This is a genomic window from Paenibacillus abyssi, from assembly GCF_014640295.1.
Taxonomy (GTDB): Bacteria; Bacillota; Bacilli; order Paenibacillales; family Paenibacillaceae; genus Paenibacillus_D; species Paenibacillus_D abyssi.
Map to the genome: position 1 here is coordinate 136,930 of NZ_BMGR01000011.1, position 24,255 is coordinate 161,184.

At 44.5% G+C, this 24,255-nt stretch carries 25 protein-coding genes; 18 read left to right on the top strand and 7 right to left on the bottom strand.

Going from position 1 to position 24,255, the window contains the following annotated elements; all coding sequences use genetic code 11:
- Window positions 1-11: 11 nt before the first annotated feature.
- Complete coding sequence (locus IEW11_RS16980; protein WP_188532258.1) at window positions 12-854, bottom strand: AraC family transcriptional regulator; 843 nt, start codon at window positions 852-854, stop codon at window positions 12-14.
- Window positions 855-1,039: 185 nt separating this feature from the next.
- Here IEW11_RS16980 and IEW11_RS16985 point away from each other — a divergent pair, with 185 nt between their 5' ends.
- The 8 genes from IEW11_RS16985 to IEW11_RS17020 all read left to right on the top strand — a co-directional run bounded on the left by IEW11_RS16985 (window position 1,040) and on the right by IEW11_RS17020 (window position 11,064).
- Window positions 1,040-2,293: an MFS transporter gene (locus tag IEW11_RS16985; RefSeq protein WP_188532259.1), complete on the top strand. Its 1,254-nt coding sequence runs from the start codon at window positions 1,040-1,042 to the stop codon at window positions 2,291-2,293.
- Window positions 2,294-2,617: 324 nt separating this feature from the next.
- Window positions 2,618-4,102, top strand: a complete 1,485-nt coding sequence (locus tag IEW11_RS16990) for a LysM peptidoglycan-binding domain-containing protein (protein ID WP_188532333.1) — start codon at window positions 2,618-2,620, stop codon at window positions 4,100-4,102.
- A gap of 272 nt (window positions 4,103-4,374) precedes the next feature.
- Complete coding sequence (locus IEW11_RS16995) at window positions 4,375-5,880, top strand: LysM peptidoglycan-binding domain-containing protein (RefSeq protein ID WP_229725392.1); 1,506 nt, start codon at window positions 4,375-4,377, stop codon at window positions 5,878-5,880.
- A 283-nt stretch (window positions 5,881-6,163) separates the two neighbouring features.
- On the top strand, window positions 6,164-7,648 hold the full coding sequence (locus IEW11_RS17000) for an FTR1 family iron permease (RefSeq protein ID WP_188532335.1): 1,485 nt from the start codon (window positions 6,164-6,166) through the stop codon (window positions 7,646-7,648).
- Between the two features lie 23 nt (window positions 7,649-7,671).
- Window positions 7,672-8,040, top strand: a complete 369-nt coding sequence (locus IEW11_RS17005) for a hypothetical protein (RefSeq protein ID WP_188532260.1) — start codon at window positions 7,672-7,674, stop codon at window positions 8,038-8,040.
- A gap of 175 nt (window positions 8,041-8,215) precedes the next feature.
- Window positions 8,216-9,472, top strand: a complete 1,257-nt coding sequence (locus IEW11_RS17010; protein WP_188532261.1) for an FxLYD domain-containing protein — start codon at window positions 8,216-8,218, stop codon at window positions 9,470-9,472.
- A gap of 23 nt (window positions 9,473-9,495) precedes the next feature.
- The gene (locus IEW11_RS17015; protein WP_188532262.1) at window positions 9,496-10,641 is read left to right on the top strand and encodes a S1C family serine protease; all 1,146 of its coding nucleotides are present in this window, start codon (window positions 9,496-9,498) and stop codon (window positions 10,639-10,641) included.
- Between the two features lie 21 nt (window positions 10,642-10,662).
- Entirely contained in the window at window positions 10,663-11,064 is a 402-nt protein-coding gene (locus IEW11_RS17020; RefSeq protein ID WP_188532263.1) for a rhodanese-like domain-containing protein, read from the top strand.
- A gap of 414 nt (window positions 11,065-11,478) precedes the next feature.
- On the opposite strand, the gene IEW11_RS17025 is transcribed toward IEW11_RS17020, so the two are convergent.
- Window positions 11,479-11,652 (bottom strand): hypothetical protein, encoded by a 174-nt coding sequence (locus IEW11_RS17025; protein ID WP_188532264.1) that lies wholly within the window; start codon window positions 11,650-11,652, stop codon window positions 11,479-11,481.
- Between the two features lie 145 nt (window positions 11,653-11,797).
- Here IEW11_RS17025 and IEW11_RS17030 point away from each other — a divergent pair, with 145 nt between their 5' ends.
- Window positions 11,798-13,030, top strand: coding sequence for an aminopeptidase (locus tag IEW11_RS17030; protein WP_188532265.1), 1,233 nt, complete (start codon window positions 11,798-11,800; stop codon window positions 13,028-13,030).
- A 342-nt stretch (window positions 13,031-13,372) separates the two neighbouring features.
- On the opposite strand, the gene IEW11_RS17035 is transcribed toward IEW11_RS17030, so the two are convergent.
- Window positions 13,373-13,579, bottom strand: coding sequence for a hypothetical protein (locus IEW11_RS17035; protein ID WP_188532266.1), 207 nt, complete (start codon window positions 13,577-13,579; stop codon window positions 13,373-13,375).
- Between the two features lie 182 nt (window positions 13,580-13,761).
- Here IEW11_RS17035 and IEW11_RS17040 point away from each other — a divergent pair, with 182 nt between their 5' ends.
- From IEW11_RS17040 to IEW11_RS17055, 4 genes are all read left to right on the top strand, one after another.
- Entirely contained in the window at window positions 13,762-14,145 is a 384-nt protein-coding gene (locus IEW11_RS17040; RefSeq protein WP_188532267.1) for a hypothetical protein, read from the top strand.
- 116 nt (window positions 14,146-14,261) lie between these two features.
- Complete coding sequence (locus IEW11_RS17045; RefSeq protein ID WP_188532268.1) at window positions 14,262-15,206, top strand: hypothetical protein; 945 nt, start codon at window positions 14,262-14,264, stop codon at window positions 15,204-15,206.
- A gap of 201 nt (window positions 15,207-15,407) precedes the next feature.
- Window positions 15,408-16,214 (top strand): MOSC domain-containing protein, encoded by an 807-nt coding sequence (locus IEW11_RS17050; protein ID WP_188532269.1) that lies wholly within the window; start codon window positions 15,408-15,410, stop codon window positions 16,212-16,214.
- A 150-nt stretch (window positions 16,215-16,364) separates the two neighbouring features.
- Window positions 16,365-17,006 (top strand): copper resistance CopC family protein, encoded by a 642-nt coding sequence (locus IEW11_RS17055; protein WP_188532270.1) that lies wholly within the window; start codon window positions 16,365-16,367, stop codon window positions 17,004-17,006.
- A 68-nt stretch (window positions 17,007-17,074) separates the two neighbouring features.
- Here IEW11_RS17055 and IEW11_RS17060 read toward each other — a convergent pair whose 3' ends face one another.
- Entirely contained in the window at window positions 17,075-17,668 is a 594-nt protein-coding gene (locus IEW11_RS17060) for a P-loop nucleotide/nucleoside kinase family protein (RefSeq protein ID WP_188532271.1), read from the bottom strand.
- Between the two features lie 160 nt (window positions 17,669-17,828).
- On the opposite strand from IEW11_RS17060, the gene IEW11_RS17065 reads away from it, so the two are divergent.
- The 3 genes from IEW11_RS17065 (at window position 17,829) to murI (ending at window position 20,921) form a co-directional block, all read left to right on the top strand.
- Window positions 17,829-19,391: an NAD(P)H-hydrate dehydratase gene (locus IEW11_RS17065; protein WP_188532272.1), complete on the top strand. Its 1,563-nt coding sequence runs from the start codon at window positions 17,829-17,831 to the stop codon at window positions 19,389-19,391.
- Window positions 19,392-19,550: 159 nt separating this feature from the next.
- The gene (locus tag IEW11_RS17070) at window positions 19,551-19,961 is read left to right on the top strand and encodes a DUF2203 domain-containing protein (protein ID WP_188532273.1); all 411 of its coding nucleotides are present in this window, start codon (window positions 19,551-19,553) and stop codon (window positions 19,959-19,961) included.
- 159 nt (window positions 19,962-20,120) lie between these two features.
- Window positions 20,121-20,921, top strand: a complete 801-nt coding sequence (gene murI, locus IEW11_RS17075; protein WP_188532274.1) for a glutamate racemase — start codon at window positions 20,121-20,123, stop codon at window positions 20,919-20,921.
- A gap of 52 nt (window positions 20,922-20,973) precedes the next feature.
- Here murI and IEW11_RS17080 read toward each other — a convergent pair whose 3' ends face one another.
- The gene (locus tag IEW11_RS17080; protein ID WP_188532340.1) at window positions 20,974-21,129 is read right to left on the bottom strand and encodes a hypothetical protein; all 156 of its coding nucleotides are present in this window, start codon (window positions 21,127-21,129) and stop codon (window positions 20,974-20,976) included.
- 180 nt (window positions 21,130-21,309) lie between these two features.
- Between IEW11_RS17080 and IEW11_RS17085 the strand changes: the two genes are divergently transcribed.
- The gene (locus tag IEW11_RS17085; protein WP_188532275.1) at window positions 21,310-21,537 is read left to right on the top strand and encodes a group-specific protein; all 228 of its coding nucleotides are present in this window, start codon (window positions 21,310-21,312) and stop codon (window positions 21,535-21,537) included.
- A 49-nt stretch (window positions 21,538-21,586) separates the two neighbouring features.
- On the opposite strand, the gene IEW11_RS17090 is transcribed toward IEW11_RS17085, so the two are convergent.
- Window positions 21,587-21,898, bottom strand: a complete 312-nt coding sequence (locus tag IEW11_RS17090) for a hypothetical protein (RefSeq protein WP_188532276.1) — start codon at window positions 21,896-21,898, stop codon at window positions 21,587-21,589.
- Window positions 21,899-22,118: 220 nt separating this feature from the next.
- Window positions 22,119-23,195, bottom strand: coding sequence for a branched-chain amino acid aminotransferase (locus IEW11_RS17095; RefSeq protein WP_188532277.1), 1,077 nt, complete (start codon window positions 23,193-23,195; stop codon window positions 22,119-22,121).
- Window positions 23,196-23,321: 126 nt separating this feature from the next.
- Between IEW11_RS17095 and IEW11_RS17100 the strand changes: the two genes are divergently transcribed.
- Window positions 23,322-24,218, top strand: coding sequence for a LysR family transcriptional regulator (locus IEW11_RS17100; RefSeq protein ID WP_188532278.1), 897 nt, complete (start codon window positions 23,322-23,324; stop codon window positions 24,216-24,218).
- Window positions 24,219-24,255: the final 37 nt, after the last annotated feature.

A 24,255-nucleotide genomic window follows, 5' to 3' on the forward strand; every position in this document is an offset into this window, starting at 1 on the left:
TAACACGCTTTCTAAACAAAAAGTTGGATTTCTTCCTTTGTGCGAAGCCGATATTGCTTGGGCGAGATCCGGTATTTAGCTTTGAATGTTTTATGAAAATATGCGTAGGTGCCAAATCCGCAGTTCTGCGCAATTTGCTCGAGGTTCAAATGACTATAATTGATAAGCTCCAAGGCGTTGGAAAGCTTGATCTCAAGCGCATATTGAATCATTGTAAAGCCGGACACCTCTTTAAACAAATGCACTGCACGGGAGACGCTAAGTCCGACATGTTGGGCCACTTCTTCAATTTTGAAGCCAATGATTGCATGTTCCTCAATATAATTTTTCATTTTACTGCATGTCATGACTAGATACTTATTCGGGTGGCTTTGCAGCGTGTGAGTTCCCGTTACTCCTCGCTCTAAAGTTAGGCATAATGAGCGCATTAAGTAATGAAGCAGCTCTGTATTTTCTTCCTCTACATTTTGCTTTTCCAGATAAAGCAGCTTCCACAGGGAGAGCATTCTTTCATTGCTATTAATTGTCGTAAACGTAGGTTTTGCCGAACGCTCCCACCATTGCCTGACCCATGGCCCATCACAGAACAGAAAATAATCCCCGCTCGATATGCTGTCGTCCTCTTCTGAACCGCCAATTCTTAGCTCATAATTGTCTCCAGGTCGCAAGAGGAGTAAATCACCCGTACTGATCTTCCTCATCTTCCCATTGATTAAAACATGGCAGCTTCCTTCTGTTTGTAATCGAAAGAGAAAGGTAGGCAGACCGTTAATAAAAGTCGTCGTATTCGTGGTCGTGGTCGTGAAAGGTTTTGTATGATAAGAATATCCGCATGCCAGTACCTCAGATTCCATAAATGACACCCCAATAGCAATATAGTTGATGTAGAAAGTGATTTATACTATGGATTTTATACGAGAATATTCTTATTCTATAACCATATCATACAACTTTTCGAATGAACTGCAAGCGTCTATACAAGAAAGGGGATTGCTGCGGCAGACACGATTCGAAATCATGAAGAGAGCAGGCGCACGGAATGGATTCTCACAAAAGAAACTATTTTTTAATTTTTATGGACGGCATTTTTTTTCATAATGCCATGACTTTTTTATCGATCAATGCGATCATGACCTATTTTCTGAATGAACTGGGAGCCGCTACGTTCGAGATTGGCTTGGCCAATGCCCTTGTATCTATTGGAGCCATTGCTTCTCAGCCTTTCTTCGCCCAAAAGGTAATGAATCTGTCCTACAAGCTTCATACATTTGTTAAATATCTTTTCATTCAGAGAACATTATTTTTGCTATTTGTGCTTACGATTCCTGTTTTTTCGGTATCCAATCCTCAGTTGATGATCCTGTTATTTTTTGTTTTCTGGGCGCTATTCAATTTCTTCGTCGGAGCGTACGGCCCGTTCTATATGACCCTGTTTGCCAAAATGGTCGGTGTTCAGCAGCGCGGAAGGTTAAGAGGGTACTCGGGAGGCCTCGGTAATCTGCTGGCGCTCGGATCAGCTTATGCGGCCAGCGTCATTCTTAATGAGGTGGCTTATCCTTACAACTATACGATCATCTTCGGTATCGGAGCCATTATTTTATTGTTTGATGTGCTGTGCTTCGCACTAATGAAGGAAGAGCCTGATCAGGTGACACCGATCGATATGAATTTCTTTCAATATTTCAAGTCCATTCCTGTCACTTTTCGCGAGAACCGAACATTTAAAACAATCGTGATCAGTTTTTGTTTTATGATGATATCACAAGTGAGCCTGGCCTATTATGCACTCTACGCGGTGCGCGTCTATGAGATCTCCGCATCACAAGCTGTATTGTTTACGGCGATAACGGGTTTGATAAACATTATCGGCAATATCGTGTTTGGCATCATCGCGGACAAATACAGCCACCGCTTAGTCCTTTTGGTCTCGTCGCTTTGCGCCGTCGCTGCAGGCGTTTTAATCGTCAGCATCTATGAGCTATTCGCGGTGTATGCAGCTTTTGCTCTTAGTACATTAGGTTTTTGCGGGTTCTTTCTGAGCAGCGGAGTTCTTATTATCGAAAATGTAAAGCATGAAAGATTGGCGATGTATGTCAGCGTGAACAGCGTGCTAACCTTGATCGTATCCGCAGTAGTGACGCTGGGAAGCAGTTTTTTAATCGATATCATTTCTTTCGAATCGGTATTCATCGTTGCCGGTGTCTCGGGATTGGTGAGCGGAATCATTCTTTTCAACTTTAATAGGCTAAATACGAAGATCAAAGAACCGTTCGGCACATCGAGCGAAATATGAATAACGTATGATCGGTCCGGTAAGGTTGTTATTTTTGAGGCGATCCAAGCTGTTCAGAAAAGGGCAATCGAGATGGGCGGTGATATGGATAATCCTCTGTATGCAGTCTGCACTCAAAGCCAGACTGCTATTTTGTGTTAATAGAGCATTTACTTATCCTTATTAAGCGATTTCATAACGATAGAAAAAAGGAATTCCTGTTATTCAAGGGAGGAAAAATCCCTCGTTTCCAACAACTCCCGCTGTCGCATTAATGGATTAAAGGAGTAAAATGATCAACATGTCGGAAAGTGCGGGAGGTTATCCTTGAGAAAATGGTTTGCAATGTTTCTTGTTGTTGACACACTAAGCTTCATTTTTTTTACGCGTATAGGAGATGCGGCAGCATCTGAGTTATCCGCCGCTACAGTCAACACGACAAGCGCGAACGTATATACAACTCCGAACTCAGGCTCGGCTGTATTAACTGTATTAAGTAGAGGTGAAGAATATCCTGTCATTACTGCCAAGGCAGGAGACTCTTCACTTATCATTCATAAAGTAGCTGCAGGCCAATCATTGTGGTCGATCTCCAGTCAATATGAGGTCTCCATCAGTGAACTGAAGAAGCGAAATAAACTTTCCTCATCTTTCCTTGAAATTGGCCAAGAGCTGAGTATACCCCAAAAAACCGGTATACATACCGTTGTAAAAGGGGACACATTGTGGAAGATTGCTGCTTCATTGAAGATGACAACATCAGATCTCATGCAGATCAATGCCTTAAAATCGACACAGCTGACCATTGGCCAAAAACTGAAAATTCCGGATTCCTTTGTGCAGCTTCAGTTGTTGGACGGGAAAAAGGGATGGGCTCGAAAATCTAATCTACAAACCAGAAAACTCAACCGGATTATTATGGGCTGGAACCATGGCGGAAATACCCAGTCGAACCTTAAACAAAGTAATAAGCCGAACCTGAATGTCATATCCCCTCGGTGGTATTATATAAATACAGACCATAATCTAACGGTTCAAGAGGATGCCCGTTTTGTAAAAACGGCGCATAATCTGGGCAAACGGGTGTGGCCCCTAATTGGCAACCGATTTGATCCTGAACTCACGGATTTGTTTCTATCAAACCCGGTCAAACGCCAGCAGGCAGTGAGCTTGCTACGGGATTCATTGCTGAGAACAGACGCAGACGGGATTAATGTTGATTTTGAAAACATAAAGATGAGAAATAAGCAGGATTTCGTTGATTTTATTAAGGAATTGAAAGCTGCGCTGAAGCCGCATGGTTTACTCATCTCTGTGGATGTGACAAGAACGAATGAAGATCCATTTTGGTCCGGCAGTTTGGATCGGTCGGAACTTGGCAAAGCAGCGGATTATATCGTCATGATGGGATATGAGGAGCACTGGGGCGGCAGCGGCAAGCCGGGTTCAGTGGGTTCTTTGCCATGGGTGCGGCAGGGGCTCAAAGAACTCATGAGGGAAGTTCCTTCCCACAAAATTATTCTTGGCGTGCCATTTTTCACGAGAGAATGGGTGACGAATCTTGCTACTGGCAAGGTTTCTAGTTATGATCGGTCTATGACTGAGGTTGAACAAATCATAAAAACAAAAAAACTTACAAAATCGTGGGTAAAAACCGTCTCACAAAATCTCGTTCGTTATACCGCTGATGGAAACAAACATGAAATCTGGTTAGAGGATAAACAATCCATGAAGCTGCGCTATGATCTGGTTAATCAATATCGTCTAAGAGGTATAGCGGCTTGGTATTTGGGTTCTGAAACGAATGATATTTGGTCTGTTTTCAATTGAATAACCGAGCTTTCGGAAAAGGGAGGCTCGGAAATCTCATGTTTTCCATCTCGGAGCGTATTGAAGGCACCGTGTTTGGTGAGTTACTCTAGCAGGGGAGGCCGGTATTATCGGCCTTCTTGTTGTTGTCGATTGAATGATGGATTGCTGATAATTTCTTTAATTTTCAGCGTGAGAGTCAACAATAAAAATTGATTTATTTGGGAAGAATAACGTCATTGCCCGGATCTACCGGAACAATCTTCAGAAAGAAGGGTGGGGGATTCGTGAAAATGTTCTCACTTTTCATGATGATGTTCACGTTAAGTTTTATTTGTGTAGGCGGTCATGGAAAAGCAGCGGCCAACACTACGTTGTATGTAACCAAGGTCATTGCTGCGAAAGCCAATGTCTATATGGCGCCAGATGTAAAATCAGCTGTACTGACTGTATTAAATAAAGGGGATGAATATCCCCGTATTGCCTCAGCTGCTGGAGATTCGGCATCCCAGGCGGTTCATTCGGTCGTATCTGGTGATACACTGGCTATAATCGCTAGTCATTACGGGTTAACAGTCGAAGAATTGCAGCAAGCGAATACTCTTCATAACACCGATCTCCAAATCGGACAAACGCTGAGAATCCCTCAGAAAACAGTGGTACACACGGTGACCGATGGAGATCATCTAAAGAAAATCGCCGCTGCTTACGATGTGACGGTAACGGAACTCATACAAATCAACCGTTTGAATTCCACGCAAATTCAGGTCGGACAAAAGCTGAAAATTCCGGACTACTATATCCAAATTCAGTTGTTGGAAGGAAAGAAGGGCTGGATCAAGAAATCACTCGTTCAATCCAGAAAAGTGAATAGGATTATTATGGGCTGGAATTTTGGCGGCACTGTCAATCAGAATCTCACGCAAAGCAAAAACCCGAATCTTAATGTTGTTTCTCCCCGTTGGTTCGAGCTAAACGATAAGTCCAGTGTAATAACAATCAAAGAAAATTCCGAATTTGTGCGAACCGCGCACAACCTGGGAAAGCGGGTATGGCCGCTGCTGGGTAACCGGTTTAATGCCGAATTAACCGATATCATGTTATCAGACCCTGGTAAACGCAGGAAGGCAGTTTTCCAAATTCGCGAATCGCTGATCCGAACGGATGCCGATGGTGTCAATGTGGATTTTCAAAATCTCAATCCAAAAAACAAACAAGATTTTGTCGTTTTCATACAGGAGCTGACAAATTCGCTGAAGCCGCATGGCCTGCTGGTATCCGTCGACGTGACAAGAGCAAGCGAGGATCCCTATTGGTCAGGAAGCTACGATCGTGCCGGCCTTGGCCAAGCAGCGGATTTCATCGTTATGATGGGGTATGAGGAGCATTGGTCCGGCGGGGGCAAGACGGGATCCGTTGCATCCCTTTCCTGGGTAAAGGGCGGGATCGTTGAGCTGATGAAGGAAGTGCCTTCTCATAAAATTATTCTGGCGATTCCGTTTTTTGCAAGAGAGTGGGTGACGGATATAGACACACAAAAGATAACCAGTCATGACTGTACAATGGCTGAGGTGGCTGCTGTCATTAAAGCCAGGCGCCTGTCCAAAACATGGCATTCGGCCGCTTCTCAAAACTATGTCCAATTCACGGTAAATGGTAAGTTACATCAAATCTGGGTGGAAGATAAGGACAGCGTTAAAGCGAGGTATGCGCTGGTCCAGCAGTATCGGCTTCGCGGCATTTCAGCATGGTACCTGGGTTCAGAGACACAAGACGTCTGGAGTGTATTCAAGTCCTGATGAGAATTAGAACTTTTTTTGGGCGGGGTATCCGATTCCGTGACGGTGATTTGTTCTAACTCATCATTTTAAGGGAGTATCGACAAGCTCATCCCGTATACAGTACGGGATTTTTTTATGGATAAATGTGACGATTAGTGCATGAAAGAACTGTAATAAATTACCTATTGACGTCGCTTTAATAAGTAGGTTATGATTCTATTCGAGTTAATTGATAATCATTCTCACTATTTATATTGATTCTAAAATTAAAATTGCTCAAGAGGTGCTTTTAGTGGTTAAAATGTCGAAACAGCTTTGCATGATCTTTTGTTTGTTCTTCTGTATCTATATCCCCTCTGTTTTTGCAGTAGATTTGACAGCTGAAATGGAACTTGAACAAGCGAATCAATCCATCTTACACGCGATTGAGCTGGTAAAGAAAAACGATATCAATGGTGCGAAGCAGGAATATGAAGCCTTCAAATCGCAATGGTTTGAAATCGAAGACGGGATAAAGGGAAAATCTAGAGATACTTATAAAGAAATCGAAGATGCGATGGGGCGAATCGAGTTTGCTTTTTTGCAAAATCCGGTCAAGCGATCCAGTTTAACGGAAGTATTATCCGAGCAGGTGAATATTAACCAGCGGTTTATTGACGGGAATTATACAAAGGACAAAGAGGAGATAGCTTCTGAAGCAAGCGACATAGGAACGCTAGTCAGATTATTGAAAGAGGCTAATCAAGATCTAGAGCAAAATAATACCGATCAGGCGAAGGTGAAAATTGAAGCGTTTCGGCAATCTTGGCTTGATATCGAAGGGATTGTATTAACACAGTCGGCAAACGTTTACGCTGACGCCGAAAGAGATATGGTATTGACCTATGCTTACTTATCGAACACCCCTCCAAAAACAATCGAGGCCCAACAAGCAATTGATACGATGATCGGATATCTCGAGCCGCTGGCTGGCAAAACGAGCTACAATATGCTGGATGCCACGACCATTTTGCTCAGAGAAGGGTTGGAGGCACTGCTGGTCGTCGTTGCGCTGCTTGCTTTTTTGAAGAAATCAGGTCACGAAGAAAAGAAAAAGTGGATATGGAGCGGCATTGTAGCTGGAATCGGTCTAAGTGTTTTACTTGGTGTAACCGTTCAAGTATTGTTCTCGTCAGGAGCTTTTGGAAATAACAATTTTATGATTGCGGGCTTTACGGGAATTTTTGCGGCGGCAATGCTTCTCTACATGACATACTGGCTTCACAGCAATGCAAGCATTACGCAGTGGAATTATTATATTAAGAGCCAAAGCACGAAAGCACTTCAAAAAGGCAGCTTATGGTCGTTAGCCATTCTTGCTTTCCTGGCAGTGTTTCGGGAGGGTACAGAGACCGTCCTGTTCTTAATCGGCATGGCTTCCTCCATTCGCATCACGGATCTGCTGGCCGGAATTGGAATTGCGCTTGTTATATTGCTAGCTGTCTCTTATCTCGTGCTTCGAGTAGGAATCAAAATCCCGATCAGGCCATTTTTCTTGATCTCCAGCATACTGGTGTTTTATTTATGCTTCAAGTTTATGGGGATGGGAGTGCATGGCCTTCAATTAGCCGGATTAATCCCGGCCACACAATTTGAAGGCATGAAATCGATCGATATTTTGGCCATGTATCCAACATGGGAAGGATTAATCCCTCAGCTGCTGCTAATTGCGGCTGCTTGCGCCATTGTGTTGTGGAATAAATACAAGGATCTTAAATTGCAAAAGCAATTGGAGATAAATAAATAATATTCAGAAAAGAGGTCTCAGAAATGCAACAGAAGACAAAGTGGATGGGGATGACAGTAGTTGTGATGATGTTAATGCTCTTGTTGTCGGCATGCGGCGGGGGAAATAACATCGGTGACGGCGCCAACAATATGAAAGACGTTCTGGCTGACGTGAAAGCGTCCGTTGATGCCGGCGATCCCGCAAAAGCCAAAGAAGAAACGAGCAAACTGGAAGAGGCTTGGGAATCATTCGAGGACGATGTGAAAGAGCAGTCGAAAGAGCTTTATGATAAAGCGGAAACGCCTCTGCATGCCATCGAAGCAGGCGTAGGCATCGAACCACTAGACCAGGAAGCGTTAAACAAATCAATCAAAGAATTGGATCAAGTGCTCGGCGAGATCGCAAAATAATAAATAGAACCCGTCCATAGCGCAGGTTCAGATCGGTGACAAAGCTCCGTTAGCGGGGCTTTTTTTGCTATGGGAATAGCTCGATTGGAAAATTGAAGGGATTCGTTGATTCTTGTCGAAATTCTAGTGTCTGTAGTACTATTTTTAAGATTGTTCAGTAAAAGGGGACACTAACATGTTTTGTTCACAATGCGGATCTAAGCTTCAGTCAGAAAGCAAGTTTTGCAATCATTGCGGGGCACCGGTAGTCAGCGCGTCCGATGAAGAAAAGGATGAATTAGGGCGTAATAACGATGACACGGAAATTGAACAAGAAAGTGGGCAGCGGACCGAGATTGCCCGCGAAGAGGTCTCGAATTCCTCTGTTGAGATGCAAGGGGGAAAAACGAAACACCGTAAAATTCATTGGCTGCTGCCGCTCTGCAGCTTTATTTTTACAACAGCAGCTATTGGGGTGCTTTATATGGTTCAAATGGGTATAAACCAGGACGTAGACCAGTTGCTTGCCGATGGGGAGACACTGGCGCTTGAGGGAGAGCTGGCAGCGGGCTTGGGAAAATTCGATATAGCCTTACAAAAACGGCCGGACCATCCGGTACTGGTCAATAACCGGCAGCTTCTTCTAGACGCGATTGAGCTTCAGGATGAATTATCAGCAACAAGCTCGCTGATCGAGGAAAAGAAATTTGATGAGGCTATGGAAGTGGTCAAAGGTGTTAAGGATGACCTGAAAACCCGTACAGGCCCCGTCTATAACCAGCTCTCGGATCTGGCTGGAGTGAAAGAGGAAGGTATCGTCATTAATCAGGTTAACGACGATTTCCCGAACAAAACAACAATACCGGAATTAATGCCTCTACTTAATACACTGAAAGATTATGAAGGGGAAGAAGCAAAAAAGACAACGCAGCAGATCAAACAGCGAATGGTAGAGCTCGCTTATGAAAAAGCCTCTGCTGAGCTTGCTGATAAAGATTTCTCCGATGCTTTGCTTACTGTAGATGAAGTGTTGAAGCATGATGAGGGTAATGAAAAACTCGTTTCCTTGAAAACGACAATCGAACAGCAGAAGAAAGAGTTTGAAGAAGCCGAGCAGCAGCGGATACAGCTTGCGATCGAAGCGGCGACACGCGAAGATATCTTGAATCGTACCGAAGCGGTTGAACTTCTCTCCCTGGATGTTTATACGGACTACTATGGCTTCTTTAATATCGAAGGAACCGTAAAAAACAAAGCAACACGGCCAATCAGCTACGTGATGGTTTACTTTGATATTTTAGATGAATCAGGAAATATAGTGCAGCAGGGTTCCATATATCTTTCGCCCTACTACTTGGATGTCGGGAAGACGGGCAGCTTTAACACTTACTATTACAATGATGAAACGATGCACACGGTCAATGTAACCTATATGGAATGGCAAATTAATTAGCGAAAGGTCTGGGAGCATTTATTATGAAAACATGGATGACGATCCTCATTTCAGCCGGTATTTTGGCAGCAGGCGGAGTATCGATTTATTACTTGAATGATATCTGGAACAATCCTGTTGTCACCGCAGAATCAAAACTCGGCCCACCCGGAAGCACCGCCGATCCTGATGAGGCCACACCCGATCTAAAGGAAATGATCCGTGAGCATCAAAAACGCGTAGTGTCCATCGAAGCGGTGTTTCCGGACGGCTCCGGCCAAGGCTCGGGGTTTCTGTACAATGACAAAGGAGATGTGGTTACCAACGCGCACGTCATCTCCGGAGCTGCTCAGGTAAAAGTAAAAGCAAGCGATACCAGCTTGCACGCAGGTATAGTGATCGGCATGAATGAGGAGCATGATATAGCGGTTATACGGGTAGACGCTCTGGCCGGCAAAGAGCCGCTGCTTATGGACAAAGAGACAAAGGCTGAAATTGGCGATGAGGTGGTCGCTTTCGGCAGTCCGCTCGGATTGGATAATACGGTCACGACAGGGATCATTAGCGGGATTGATCGCGATATTGACCTGGATCATATAAAATATAGGAATGTCTATCAAATCTCTGCACCGATCACAAACGGCAACAGCGGAGGACCGCTCGTCATGGAAAGCAGCGGCAAAGTCATCGGCATCAATTCCGCCGGAAGCGAGCAAGGCAGCATCGGCTTCAGCATTCCATTCTACCAAGTAGCGGAAATGCTTGAGGAATGGAGTAATAATCCCGATCAGGAGCTGATCGCTTTGACGTCAAGCACTGATGATGAGTTGTCCGCAGATCATTACACCAAAGAAATGATGTCGGAAGGGGCTATGTACCTTCTGGAATATTTCTACGAAAACATTAATGCGGGGGATTATGTGACGGCCTACAGCCTGCTCGGCAGCAATTGGCAGACTAAAACGGATTACGGGCATTTCCGGAAAGGTTATCTATACACTTCGAGCGTTGCCATAAAAAATATATCCGTCACTTCAGTAACTGAAGATTCCGCTGAAGTCAAGGTCGTCATCGAAGCCTGGGAAAACAAAAATGATGACTATATATTGAGCTCCTACAGCTTGGATTACACGATCAGGCCCGAGAACGACACACTGAAAATCATAAGCGGAAAAGGCAAAAAACTATGAGAGGCGAAAGGGAGGTATAAGATGAGCAAGAAAAGCTGGGGCATTATTGTCATTGCCGCGATCGGATTAGTTTTATTAGGGTATAATCTAATGCCAGCGCCGGAACCGGAAATCCAACAAATTACGAATGATGAGCTGGAAGAGCGGCTAAAGAACTCAAATGCTGATGATGTTATCTTTGTTGATGTCCGTGAGGAGGAAGAATTTAATTCGGGCCACATCAATGGAATGAAAAATATGCCACTTAGCACTCTACATGAAACTTACGCTCAACTGCCGAAAGACAAAGAGATTGTTCTTATTTGCCGCAGTGGAAGTCGAAGCATGCAAGCGGCTAACTTGTTAAAAGAGAACGGATATGAAAGGTTAGTGAATGTAGAAGGTGGAATGATTAACTGGCATGGGCCTGTTGTCTCGCAATAATATAGAGGTGTAATTTAAACCTGCTTTTCTATTGAGAAAAAAACCTGCCGGGCGGCAGGTTTTTTATTAGGAGCACAGACAAGCTGGATTAATGCTTCACGAGGCGTGCTTTATTTTTTTGTTCTGCGATTTCATAAGCATCCAGAAGTGTATTGAAACCATCGATAATTTTTTTTAACATTTTATATGCCCTCCCTTAAATCTTATATCTTTATTATCGTACTTTTGACAATTATTCACAAAGTCGATATTCACTCATGAAAACGTAAATCATTTCCATAAAAAATCAATGAAAGCGTGCATCATGATTGATATTCCCAGTTTTTCATCATTTTCCTTTCATTTTCATTCATTTTCATAAACAAACAAGCCGATCACCCAAGGATGATCGGCTTTGTTTGAGTATACCCAGTCTTATTCCAGACGATAATCGTCAATTTTCTCCCCGTCTTCCCAAACTTCCACGAACAAGGCATCACATTGTTCAAAATCAGATGGTTTGAGAGATAATGCCTTTTCTTCGTCTTCTCCTACATAAACATTTTCCATCCCGTCTTCGTTGAACGAGAGAATGACGTAAAGTTTCATTTTGAACAATCCTCCAGCAATTTGATAATTAGCATTATAACATAGTGTCAGCAGCAGATGCGTTTTACTCTGAGGACTGCTTTTGCAATTTGAATATTTTGCTATACAATAAAATGGAAACCATGAATCCATTGGAGGGAAGACGATGCCTGAATTCCAGCAGCAACTGAGCAGTTATGCTGATCTGATCGTTAAAGTCGGTGTAAATATTCAAAAAGGTCAGACGTTGGTCGTAAATGGCACGATTGATTCGGCCGAGTTGGTTCGCTTAATCGTGAAGAAATCTTATGAATCCGGCGCTTATCTGGTAAAGGTAAATTGGAGCGATGATACAGTCGCCCGTTTACGATACGATCTAGCGGCCGATGAAGCTTTTTTGGAAGAGCCGAAGTGGTACGCCGGAGAAATGCTGGAGCTTGTCGAGAAAGGCGCGGCGGTCGTCAGTATCGTATCCTCGGATCCGGACCTGCTCAAGGGCGTGGCTAAAGAACGGATTGTTAATCATCAAAAAACATACGGTAAAGCGATGGCCAAATATCGGCAGTATGTGCAGTCTGATAAATTCAGCTGGTGTGTGGTTGCAGCTCCTTCAAAGGAATGGGCGGCGAAAGTATTCCCTGAGCTTCCTGAGGAAGAGCAAGTGAATAAGCTGTGGGATGCAATATTTAAGAGCGTGCGCGTGGATCAAGCAGATCCGATCAAGAAATGGGAAGAGCATATCAGCAGCCTGAACCAAAAATCCGATTACCTTAATGCTAAGAAATACAAAAAGCTGCATTATGTTGCGCCGGGCACCGACCTGACAATTGAACTTCCAGAAGGCCATATCTGGGTGGCAGCCGACAGCATCAATGAGCAAGGTACTGCTTTTGTAGCGAACATGCCGACGGAGGAGGTTTTCACCGCTCCTTTGGCAGGAGGTGTGAACGGTAAAGTGTCCAGCACTAAACCTCTCAGCTATGGAGGCCATATTATTGACGGCTTCTCGCTGACCTTTGAGAATGGGCGCATTATCGATTTCTCCGCCGAGCAAGGCGAGGAAACGCTGAAGGGCTTGATCGAGATGGATGAAGGCTCGCATTATCTGGGAGAAATAGCGCTGGTTCCACACCAATCACCAATCTCGGAGTCGAACATTCTTTATTACAATACACTTTTTGATGAGAATGCCTCCAATCATCTGGCAATCGGCAGTGCCTATGCTTTCTGCCTTGAAGGAGGAAAAGGGATGTCTCAGGATGAGCTGAAAGAGAAAGGCCTCAATACGAGCATCACGCATGTAGACTTTATGATCGGTTCCGGTCAGATGGATATTTACGGCGTGACAGCGGACGGTACGGAAGAGCCGGTATTTAAGAAGGGCAACTGGGCATTTTAGCCAGACGTTAATGAAGGGTGTGCGGGATTAATAGTTTTTTTCCGATTGGCAAATAATGAACACGAAGCCAAAGGAAAGGAGCACCCGCCGAAGATGTCTGATTCTATAAAGCCCAACGGTTCTCAGCATGTTGCACCGCCGTCGAACGACCCGAAAAAGCAGGGTAGATCCGCAGCAAAGAAAAAATCGAAGTAAACGAAATTGAAAACAGCAGAAATGGCGCCACAGATAGGAGACCTGTGACGCCATTTTTACCGTTTTAGTGGCACCTATCAAGTTTCAATATCTCAATGAAGATCCTTTTGGGACAGCCTCATAGGGGTGATTAACCCTCTCTAATCCTTATATGGCAAATCCTACGCGGGGACGTTGACGTTCTTTGGTATCGATAGCCAAGGTTCGGATGGAAGAGATAGGAATATAAACTTCTTGGTATTCCGTACGGTATTTAACGAATTTGTCGTCCACCTGCTCCAGGACCCCCCCACTTATGTGTGCTCCGTCTAGAAAGGTAATTATAACTTCTTTGCCTTGTAAGCTCTCCAACATGCTTTCACCTCCTATTCTTAAAGAGCATTCGATAACAATCCGATTATTCCTTCTTACTGTAACATGAAAGAAGAAAGAACTGCTGCTGCTTGCATCGAAACCATTATCTTGAATATTTTCTATAATCGGTAACTTCTAGCGGCTATCCCTCGTTTACATTAGTAAAGGAGGAGGCTGATCGAATGAAAAGCATGAAGATCGTTCTCTGTTTCTTTATCGCTTTGAGCTTAGTCATTGCCGGATGTGCGAGTAAACCGTACGGTCACTATTCGGACGATGAAATGATCGGCTTTATAAGCCATATGAATGAACAAGAACAAACCATCACTTTTGATATTACCGAATGGATGAAGCGGGACATGAAGGGTCCAGACATAAACGATTGGGGGGCAGAGTTTACTGCACAAATTACCCCAAGCACGATTATTGAGGATGAGGATGGAAAAACGTTCACATGGAAGGAGCTGGAGAATGGTCATAAAGTACAGATTATTCCTGTCATGGAGGGTGGGAGCGGAACGCCGGATAAGCTTCTTATTCTTTCGATGAGTAAAGAAGAAATGTAGGGTAGAGCAGGATTGCTGGCCTCTCAGGAAAATACCTTCAGGACAATCGTTATAGGTGAGCAAGGTAATTCTGACGATTATGAACTCAATCATAACGAAAGAAAAGGTGATAACAAATGAATAAACGAATCCTTAACACAATGTCCTTAACCTTGGCAGCTCTTGTCGCGCTGACTCTAACTGCTCAAGCAGGTACCGCTTCAACGGCAGTGAATTCTGTGGGGACAACTGCGACTCCAACTACGTTTGTCGCTTCCGCTTCGTCCAACCAGGTGTATTACCAATTCCAAAGTTTTCTCAAAAACCCCAGCCATCTCCCAAGAGCCATCGTTTATCTGAATGCCAATATTGAGAAAGCCAATACGCATCAAGCGACATTAATGGTATTGCATTTGGAGAATGCGATTAAAAAGGCGCTCCCCTCGATGGAGGAACGATTCTTTATAACATCGGTTCAAACGGGTATTTATCAAGTATACAAAGAGGGTTATAACTTTTCGCATATTAGAAACCTTACAAAAGACAGCTCGCTGAAATCATTAATGAATCTGGCATCGGCAAGCGGTTATAAGCTCGACTCGGCAGAAGGGATGTATTTCCCGATTATCAATTATTCGATTTTCAAGAAATACCAGCCGTATGTAAAAGCCGATATTAAAGCTTATATCGATATTATGGCGGAGGAATCAAGAAAAGCCGCTCTTAAGGATGCTGCGATCTATATCGGGTATCAGGAGCTTCTCAATCGTGCTATAACACAGGAGCGATTCATTACCCAGTATCGAACATCTAACCGGTCAGCCCAAATGAACGAATTATTTACGAACTACAAATATATTACATTCTATGGAACAAGCAATACATCTCTGTTTGACTATCCGAATGATGAGATGCGTCCAAATGCAAAAAGAGGCTATACCGCGATCTTGAAGTGGAATCAAACAGATTCGAGTGAATTTCTGGGTACACTAAGAGAATTTATGGATGTAGTAGCCGCTAACAATTACAAGCTTACGGCAGAAGTAAGCAAATTCCGGGATACGAATGTGCCGATAGAATAAATCATTTATAAACAGTCTAAAAACCGCGATTAATCGCGGTTTTTTCGTGTGGAGCGATAGGTTGCCGGTGTGGGCGATGGAAAGCCCGAGTTCACAAATTAGTATTGAAACTTAACCGGTTCGCCATAAGCCACGTAAGTTTGATAATATAAACATATAGCAATATTAAATTATCATTTAGAAAAGCGGGGGAATGCGAAGATGAAACAATCGAGAGTCGTATCACTGTGGAGATATCCGGTCAAATCGATGATGGGAGAAGAGATGAATGCGTGCGATGTCACTCCTAAGGGATTGTTGGGAGATCGTACCTATGCATTGTTGGATATCTCGACCGGTAAATTGGCAAATGCAAAGAATCCTTTGAAATGGCCTCGAATGTTCGAATATCGCGCTGCATATGTTGATCCGGCCTCTGTTGCCACTGGACAATCGCCAGTACGTATCACATTTCCCGACGGTTCGTCCGGTACAAGTTTAGAGAGCGATATAGGGGAAAGACTTTCTGGGAGCTTTAACAGACCCGTGAAGCTGACTGCTGACTTGTCTCAAGAATCACAGTTCGAAGGATATATCCCTGATATCGAAGGGCTTCAAAACCGCGAGACCGTCTTTACCCGAACCTCGCCCGAAGGCACTTTTTTTGATATCGGTTATATACATATACTGACTACAGCCACAATCAACCAATTACGCGCGTTGGCACCTGAGAGTCGAATTGAAGCCAGGCGCTTTCGGCCCAATATCGTTATCGATGTTCCTGACGGAAACGGGTTTGTCGAAAATGATTGGATCGGCAAAACCTTGCGATTCGGTAACGAAGTGAGGCTGCAGATTGTGCAGCCTACCGTTCGCTGTGTCATGACAACGCTAGAACAGGCCGATCTTCCTCAAGATCCAAACGTGCTTCGTACTGCGGTTAAGCATAATGAGGGAGCTGTTGGCGTCTACGCTGCAGTTCTTCAAGGCGGGCGCATTCACAGGTGCGACGCTCTTGTATTTGAATAAAAAAATAATTATTATGGTAAACACATGAGAGCCATCCCTTTCAATAATTTTTAAAATGTACAAATTCTAGCCCCTAAGCGTCATCACAACAGCCGACTAATCTGGTATAATCGTGCACAATGAATTTCCTAGCAAAGAGGAGAGGACCGCATGAATAAATATATAGCACGGCTGGCTATCGTTATGTTCTTAATTTTTTTATTTCCCAATACGGCATGGGCACATACGGGGCTACAGAGCTCATCGCCGGCAAATGCTGAAGTTGTCACTAGTGAAGTGGATCGGATTGAATTGACGTTTAATACCAAGATAGAGCCGCTCAGCGGGATAACCGTTCAAGACGGGAATGGGGAAGAGATTCAGCTTAAAAAGATCGAAACAGGCAAAAATTCGATTGTTGGGTTAACAGAAGCACCCCTCCAGAACGGTACCTATACTGTGAACTGGAGAATTATTGGTGAAGACGGGCATGCAATTAACGGAACGTATTCATTTATCGTGCAAGCAACAGAACAAGCACTGGAAGAAACGAATAACCACATCAATTATTCAGCCGCTGAAGAGCCCGAAGAGAATTCGAATCCCTCAGATGAGCCTGCAGCAAACGATGCTGAACAGCTTTCAAATGAGGTTTCAGACGGCTCGGAGACGGTATCTGCTGAACCGGTTGTAAGCCAGGAACAACTAACGGCAACAGCAGCCGTGGACAGTGGGACATGGTGGAAGGTTGCGGCAATTGTGGTTTGCGTTCTCTTATTGTTCTACATGGTATGGAATATACGTAGAACCTGATACTTGCTTCTCATCTGATAAAAACTCCCGAAGTTGGATACCAACTCGGGAGTTTTTTTGATGTGCTTTTACTGCAATTTTCCATTTAGAAACTGCTCAATAATGGATAACTTCGATTCTGATAGCGGGCCTGAGTTATCAAAATAAAGAATGGAATGGCGGGGTAGCTTCCATTTTATTTCGTGGCGTTTCAGAGACGGGCTGAAGCTGTCCCAGTTTTCCAGCTTCCACACATCCAATAAGGAGCCTCTAAGCGTGATGCGTTGATGATAGTGCTGATCGTCAGGAAGATATACGAAAACCGCTTTGATATCTACATCATTTAATGACGCCCCTATTTTTGCGAGTTCATTCTCCAGCCACTGCGGATCATTAATTTCTTTGGTGAAGGGACCGACAACATAAGCATCCAGATGAAGATCCAGGTTTTCCAGCGCAGCATCCATCGTAATCCGGTATCCCAAATCCCGGCAGTGTTGTTTGTAAACGGGCGAGTCGCGGTCATTCGGGTCATGGCCGGACAGTGTCATAATCGTCTCTGCCGCAGGGCGTAACAATGTATCCATATCGAGTAAAGCCGTTCGGTGCTTCTTCGCGAATGCCTTTGCGAGCGTTGTCTTTCCTGCGGCTGCAGGGCCTATGAAAAAGATCAGTTTCCGCATGGTAAACCTCCATTGCTGAGTTATCGTAACTATATTTTAAATGAAAGCCAAAGTAAATGGGGTTTCCAATCTGGGAAATGGTGTATTATTTTATTAGAGAGAATCTCAGTATAATCTAACCATTGATCAATAACATTTCATGTGATCTCAGGAGGTCTATATGTACATTGTGACGGCGCAAGAAATGAGAGCGATGGAAGAGCATATGTTTCATGAAATCGGAATTTCGGCATTAGTATTGATGGAGAATGCAGGCCGGGCAATCGCGGAAGAGGCGGCGCAGTTCTCACATAGGGGTAATACGAGGGGCAGCGAGCGCGGATTCCGCTGGCTCATTATCGTCGGTAAAGGAAATAACGGCGGTGACGGGCTCGTCAGTGCAAGGCATCTGGCAGAGATGGGATTTGGCGTCGAAATCCTGTATGCAGTGCATCCGGACCAATTGCGCGGAGAAGCCGCAATACAACGCGATATTATAAAAAAGCTAGGTATAACAACCAGCCTATATTCGAATGAAGAATCGAATGCGCAAGAGCCTCAATGGAGCCGCTGGGACGGCATCATTGATGCGCTCTTAGGAACCGGAACGTCAGGCGAGCCGCGTGAACCGTACGCTTCGATCATCCGGCAGGCGAATGCAAGCGATCTGCCAATTGTATCGGCGGATATCCCAAGCGGTCTAAATGCGGATACCGGGGAAATTCCCGGTACATGCATCAAGGCAGCGCTCACAGTGGCGCTGTCTTATTGCAAGCGAGGTGTAATGATCTATCCGGGCAGCGAAGCTGCAGGTGAGATTGTCGTTCGGTCAATCGGTATCCCGGCAGATCTAGCAAGGAGTATGGGGGTTAAGACCTATCAATTAGATGAAGCAACGTTATCACGGCGTTTTGGAATCTCATTCCCCCTGAACAGAAAGTCGGATACCCATAAAGGAACTTACGGCCATGTACTTGTCGCAGCCGGCTCTTCTTCCATGAGCGGCGCCGGTTTATTAAGCGCCAAAGCCGCTCTGAGGGGAGGAAGCGGTCTTGTCAGTTGGGCCGTACCCGAACAATTGGCTGTCAAACTAATGGGATTGATACCGGAGGTCATGATTCGGGGCATCGCGGATGCAGGTGATGGACAGTGGAGCGGAACAACAGCCAAAGCATTAATAGATGCAGCTGAAGGCAAAAAAGCGGTTATTATCGGCCCAGGCTTGGGCAGATGGAACGGGGATTCGGAGTGGCTTCTCGAGCTTTGGGAGAATGTCACGATACCGGTTGTAGTCGATGCCGATGCGCTTAATATGATGGCCGAGGACAGACTTGCGACCCCTTGGCCGCGCCGCAGCGCAGCCACCGTGCTTACGCCGCACCCCGGCGAGATGGCCCGGTTGTGCGGCATGTCTACCGAGCAAGTGCAGCGAGATCGGATCGGCGTTGCCAGCAGTTATGCAAGTCAGCATCATGTTGTCGTTGTTCTGAAAGGAGCCCATAGCATAGTGGCTTCACCGGATGGGGAGATCTACGTGAATACGACGGGGAACCCGGGAATGTCGACGGGTGGAACAGGAGATGTGCTTGCCGGTATAATCGGAAGCCTGCTTGGTCAAGGGATGGAGACGACTCAAGCTGCTGCACTCGGCGTTTACTGGCACGGCCTGACAGGGGACCGGGCAGCATCCGCGAGAAATTCCGTCGCGTCGCTCATCGCGAGCGATATCATTGACTTCTTATGAAAATGCTCGTTCATGCGATCATCAGCTAATAGGTATGAACTCGATTTCGACCAATTGCTTTGTCTCAAAGGGCAAACAGCATAGACAGCTTGATTCATTTTGCAGATAGCAATGGTAGGTGGTTTTTAGTACACTTTGGAGTAAGGAGTGAATATACTAATGGACAATAAAACATTTACACTAAGTGAAGCCAATGCACTGCTGCCTCAATTAACAGAGGATTTGTTAAAGCTGCAGACATTGATCAGCGAGTTTGAGGATCAGTATCTGGAGCTGCAGAAGAAAAAAGCGAAGGGGCAGTCGGTCTACTCAACGGATCGTGGTACTGATCCGTATTTCGAGGCTGAAGGACAGCTTGATTTTATGCGGGTCGAAGCTGATCTACTAATAGAAAACTTCACTCGAAAAGGGGTGCTCCTGAAGATGATTAATCCAGGTTTGCTTGATTTTCCTGCGGTATTAGACGGGAAGGACGTCCTGTTATGCTGGAAGCAAGGGGAAGAGCGCATCACCCACTATCACGATTGGCACGATGGGTTCAAAGGTCGAAAAATTCATCCTGACTTATGATTTAGTTTTGAGTATATTTTATGCAAGTTATTAATAGATTATACGAATACACACTAAGAAATGTAACTGGAAGAGACTGACATTGCCGAAAGGCGCATGTCGCGATATGCTGGATATATCTAATTACTACACACTACATATGTAAGGAATCGATGACAGATGACAATCGGTTTTTTTGACTCAGGGATCGGCGGGCTTTCCGTTCTAGCGGAATCACTTCAGCGGCTCCCTGCCAAAGATTATCTCTATATGGCAGATACGCTCCATGTCCCCTACGGTACCAAATCGAAGGATGAGGTGAGAGCCTACATTCTAGAGACAGTAGGCGTAATGATGCGAGAAGGCATAGATGCCTTGGTCGTGGCTTGCAATACGGCGACCAGCATTGCCGTAGCAGAACTAAGAGAGCTTTATTCTCTGCCTATTGTTGGGATGGAGCCGGCTGTCAAACCTGCAGTGGAAATGAATCGTGCGACAGGGAAGCGAATACTCGTATTCGCTACTCCATTAACACTGCAGCTGCCCAAGTATTATGCCCTTGTATCCCGTGTGGATGATCAGGGAATCGTGGACTCGCTGCCGCTGCCTGAGCTTGTTGTGTATTGTGAGGCATTGCAGTTCGACAAACAGATTATGGGCGCATACTTCCGTGACAAGCTTTCCCGATACGATCTGAACGATTACGGGATCGTCGTGCTGGGCTGCACACATTATCCTTTTTACAAGGACATTCTTCGCGAGATACTACCGCCGCACATCCAGATCGTCGACGGAAATGCAGGTACGGTCAGACGGTTATCCGCTTTGCTGAATCGTTATGGAATACCGGAAGGCGGAGGAAGCGCGAAAGTAAGGTTCATGTGTTCCGGGGGAGATCCCGCTTATATCGATAAAATGCAGACCGCATTGGCATACATCAGGGAGACAGACATTCAGAGAGAGGAAATGCTTAGATCCTAAACCTAGGTTTAGGATCTTCTTATTGTAATATTGCATTACTGCTGTGCCGGCTTCATTCCGATGTACGCACATTGGACTGTTTGTTTTTAAAGGCTTCCGCCGCTTCTTCCGCAGAAAACTCTGTTTCTGCTTCACCTGAGACAGGCATTTTGTTCAACTCTGTAGTTTGTACATCGGCTTTAGATGCTTGTTTTCCTGATTTGGCCATGTTGTTCATCACCTCCTGATTCATATTTATTGTTATGTTTTCACTGCGCCAAATTTATATTCACGCAAAAAATTGTTGACATCTTGTATAAACCTTTTTCTTGTCTAATTCGAAACGATTACTGTAAAATAGAAGTATCGCTTTCAATGCCTACAATAAAACAATAAGAGGTGATATCATATGGGAACTTGCAATATCGATCATTCGCAGGAAGATGTGATTCAAAAGCTCGAAAGCCAAAAGGAATTTATGCCGCAGCCTTTAGGTGAGAATGTACTTCGTTTTTTGAAGAATGTACACGATCAGCACACATTAAACGAGCTATTTCACCTTTTAAAGAAATATGATCTGGCTTCCAAAGAAGAACAAGAAGCACGAAATGAAAAATTATTGCAGCTTATAGGCTAAAAAAAAGAACGAGAGCGTGGTTAATGGCTCCCGTTTTTTTATGTAAGGCTTAATCATACTTATCTTCTTCGATTCGGGTTTTATTCTCGATAATGAGTTCAGCTTCAGTCTCAAAATTCAAATAGAGCGGGGCTGGCAGCCGTTCGACTATACTTTGAATCATAGGTAATTCTAAAAATTCCTCCAGCGTTTGCGGCGGCTGCTCTAACTCAAGTACCCAATCACTTAAAGTATCAATAAAAATGTAAAATGAAGCTTCAAATGCATTCGCGGCTTCTTCTGCTTCATCGCCTTCCGATCCCGACATGGCATCCCAATTGTTTAAAGTGACGTCTAACGCCTGCCCAACCTGCACATTCATCCAATTCCCTCCTGAGATATTATTCTAAACCAATTAATGCTATTAAATATTAATAGAATAAATTAAATATTATTTTCAAAATGATCCCTGACTATATATAAATGGGGAAATTGTCCATGGAATCATTGAAGCTGGAATGATATAAGGGACCATCCTTCTGCCGGTTTCAGCATTAGGGATGGTCCCTTTAATGACAATTTCACTTCATGGGATGAACTTGTTATCTAACTTCGACCATCCAATCAAACGGATCGGGGATCGTTCCAGTCTGTATACCTGTTAACGTTTCGTATAGTTTCCTTGAGAGCTCCCCAGTTTGCCCATCACGTATGACAAGCTTTTCAGCGCGCCAGTTCAGTTCGCCAATCGGAGAAATGACAGCGGCGGTACCCGTACCGAACGCTTCCTCCAGAGAACCGTTTTTACCGGCTTCGTACAATTCCTCAATGGATATAATTCTTTCTTCAACCGGAATGTTCCAATGTTTTAACAGTTGAATAATGGAGTCCCGGGTGATCCCTGCCAGAATGCTGCCGTTTAATGCCGGTGTATGAACCGTTCCATTGATTTTGAAGAAGACATTCATGCTGCCGACCTCTTCAATATATTTTCGATGCACACCATCCAGCCATAACACTTGGGAATACCCTTTATCCTTAGCGCCTTCTTGCGCTTTTAGCCCTGCCGCGTAATTTCCGGCTGTTTTGGCTTCGCCGACTCCGCCCGTTACGGCACGGACATACTCGGATTCTACGAAAATCTTAACCGGATTTACACCTTCCGTGTAATAGGCCCCGACTGGTGACATAATAATGATAAACTGATAATGGGTGGAAGGGGACACGCCGAGTGCAGGTTGTGTAGCTATGACAAAAGGGCGGATATAAAGAGAAGTCCCGGGTTCGGTTGGGATCCAATCCTCATCCACTGTTATTAATTGCTGCAAAGCATCAAGTGCGATACCTTCTTCAAGCTGAGGAACACTCAATCGCTCGTTCGAACGGTTCAAGCGTTGAATATTTTTCCGAGGCCTGAATAAGAGGATTCGTCCATTCTCTGTTCTGTAAGCCTTCAGCCCTTCAAAAATGGTTTGTCCATAATGAAACACTTTTGCTGCAGGATCCAAGACAATCGGCTGATAAGGCACAATGCGAGGTTGGTGCCAGCCTTTATCCTCAGCATAGTCAATGATAAACATATGATCGGTAAAATGAATGCCGAAGCCAAGCTGATCCTGTGGCGGCTTTTCCTTCTTCGCTGTACTGCGTTCGATTTCTATCTTCAAAGATTGAACCATCCTGACCATCTCTCCTTCGCCCATAGTGATCGATAATTGAATGTTACCATTACATCAGATATATTAAAAATATCTATTTCATTTATACTTCATACTTTTTAGGTATGATAGAGGAAGGTGTTGGACTTGGATCTGCGTCAATTAAAATATTTCTTGGCCATAGCGCAAGAAGGGCAGGTTACAAGAGCGGCCAAACGGCTGAATATTGAACAGCCGCCTTTAAGCCGACAGCTCAAACAAATGGAAGAGGAGCTTGGCGTGAAGCTGTTTGATCGGGATAAAATGCGTTTAAAACTGACAGATGCCGGGGCACTGCTCAAACAAAAAGCGGAATCGCTGCTTCTTCAATTTGACGAAACCATAAAAGAGGTCAAGGAAATCGAGGTCGGAGTGAGGGGCGTCTTATCCATCGGTTCAGTTGTATCTTGCATCTCGCTCTTACCGAAGCAGATAGAGCAGTTCAGAAAACAATTCCCTCAAGTCACGTTTAAAATCTCAGAGGGTGATCATTTTTATTTAGGGGAACAGCTGGAGAAGAGGGCGATTGAGCTTGTTATCGCGAGGTTGCCGTTTGAAGCGCAAACTCATTCTCAGCAATATTCCATTCTACCGCTGCCGTCGGATCCCTTCGTAACCGTAATCCCAAGCTCGTGGACGCAATATTCCGCAAATCAGTCGATAAATATGAAAGAACTGGCAAGCTTTCCTTTGCTTACTTTAAAGACGGATAAAACAACACGGATGCATGAGCAGGTTGTTAACGAATGTAAACGCCACGGGTTTGAGCCTAATATTATTTGTGAATGCTCCAGTGTTGCGATCATCATGTCACTTATCGCGGAGGGGATCGGCGCTACGGTGTTCCCCAAATCTGTTATGTCTTCTTTTCCGACCACCGTTGTGAAGATGCTCGACATTAAAGATGCGGACTTCCAATCAGAAGTAGGTATTTTGTGGCTGAAGGATCGTTATTTGTCCAGGAGTGCCCAGCATTTTATTGAACGGTTTCAGATGATGCAGTGAAAAAACAAAAAGTCGCGTCAAGGCGACTTTTTTGCTG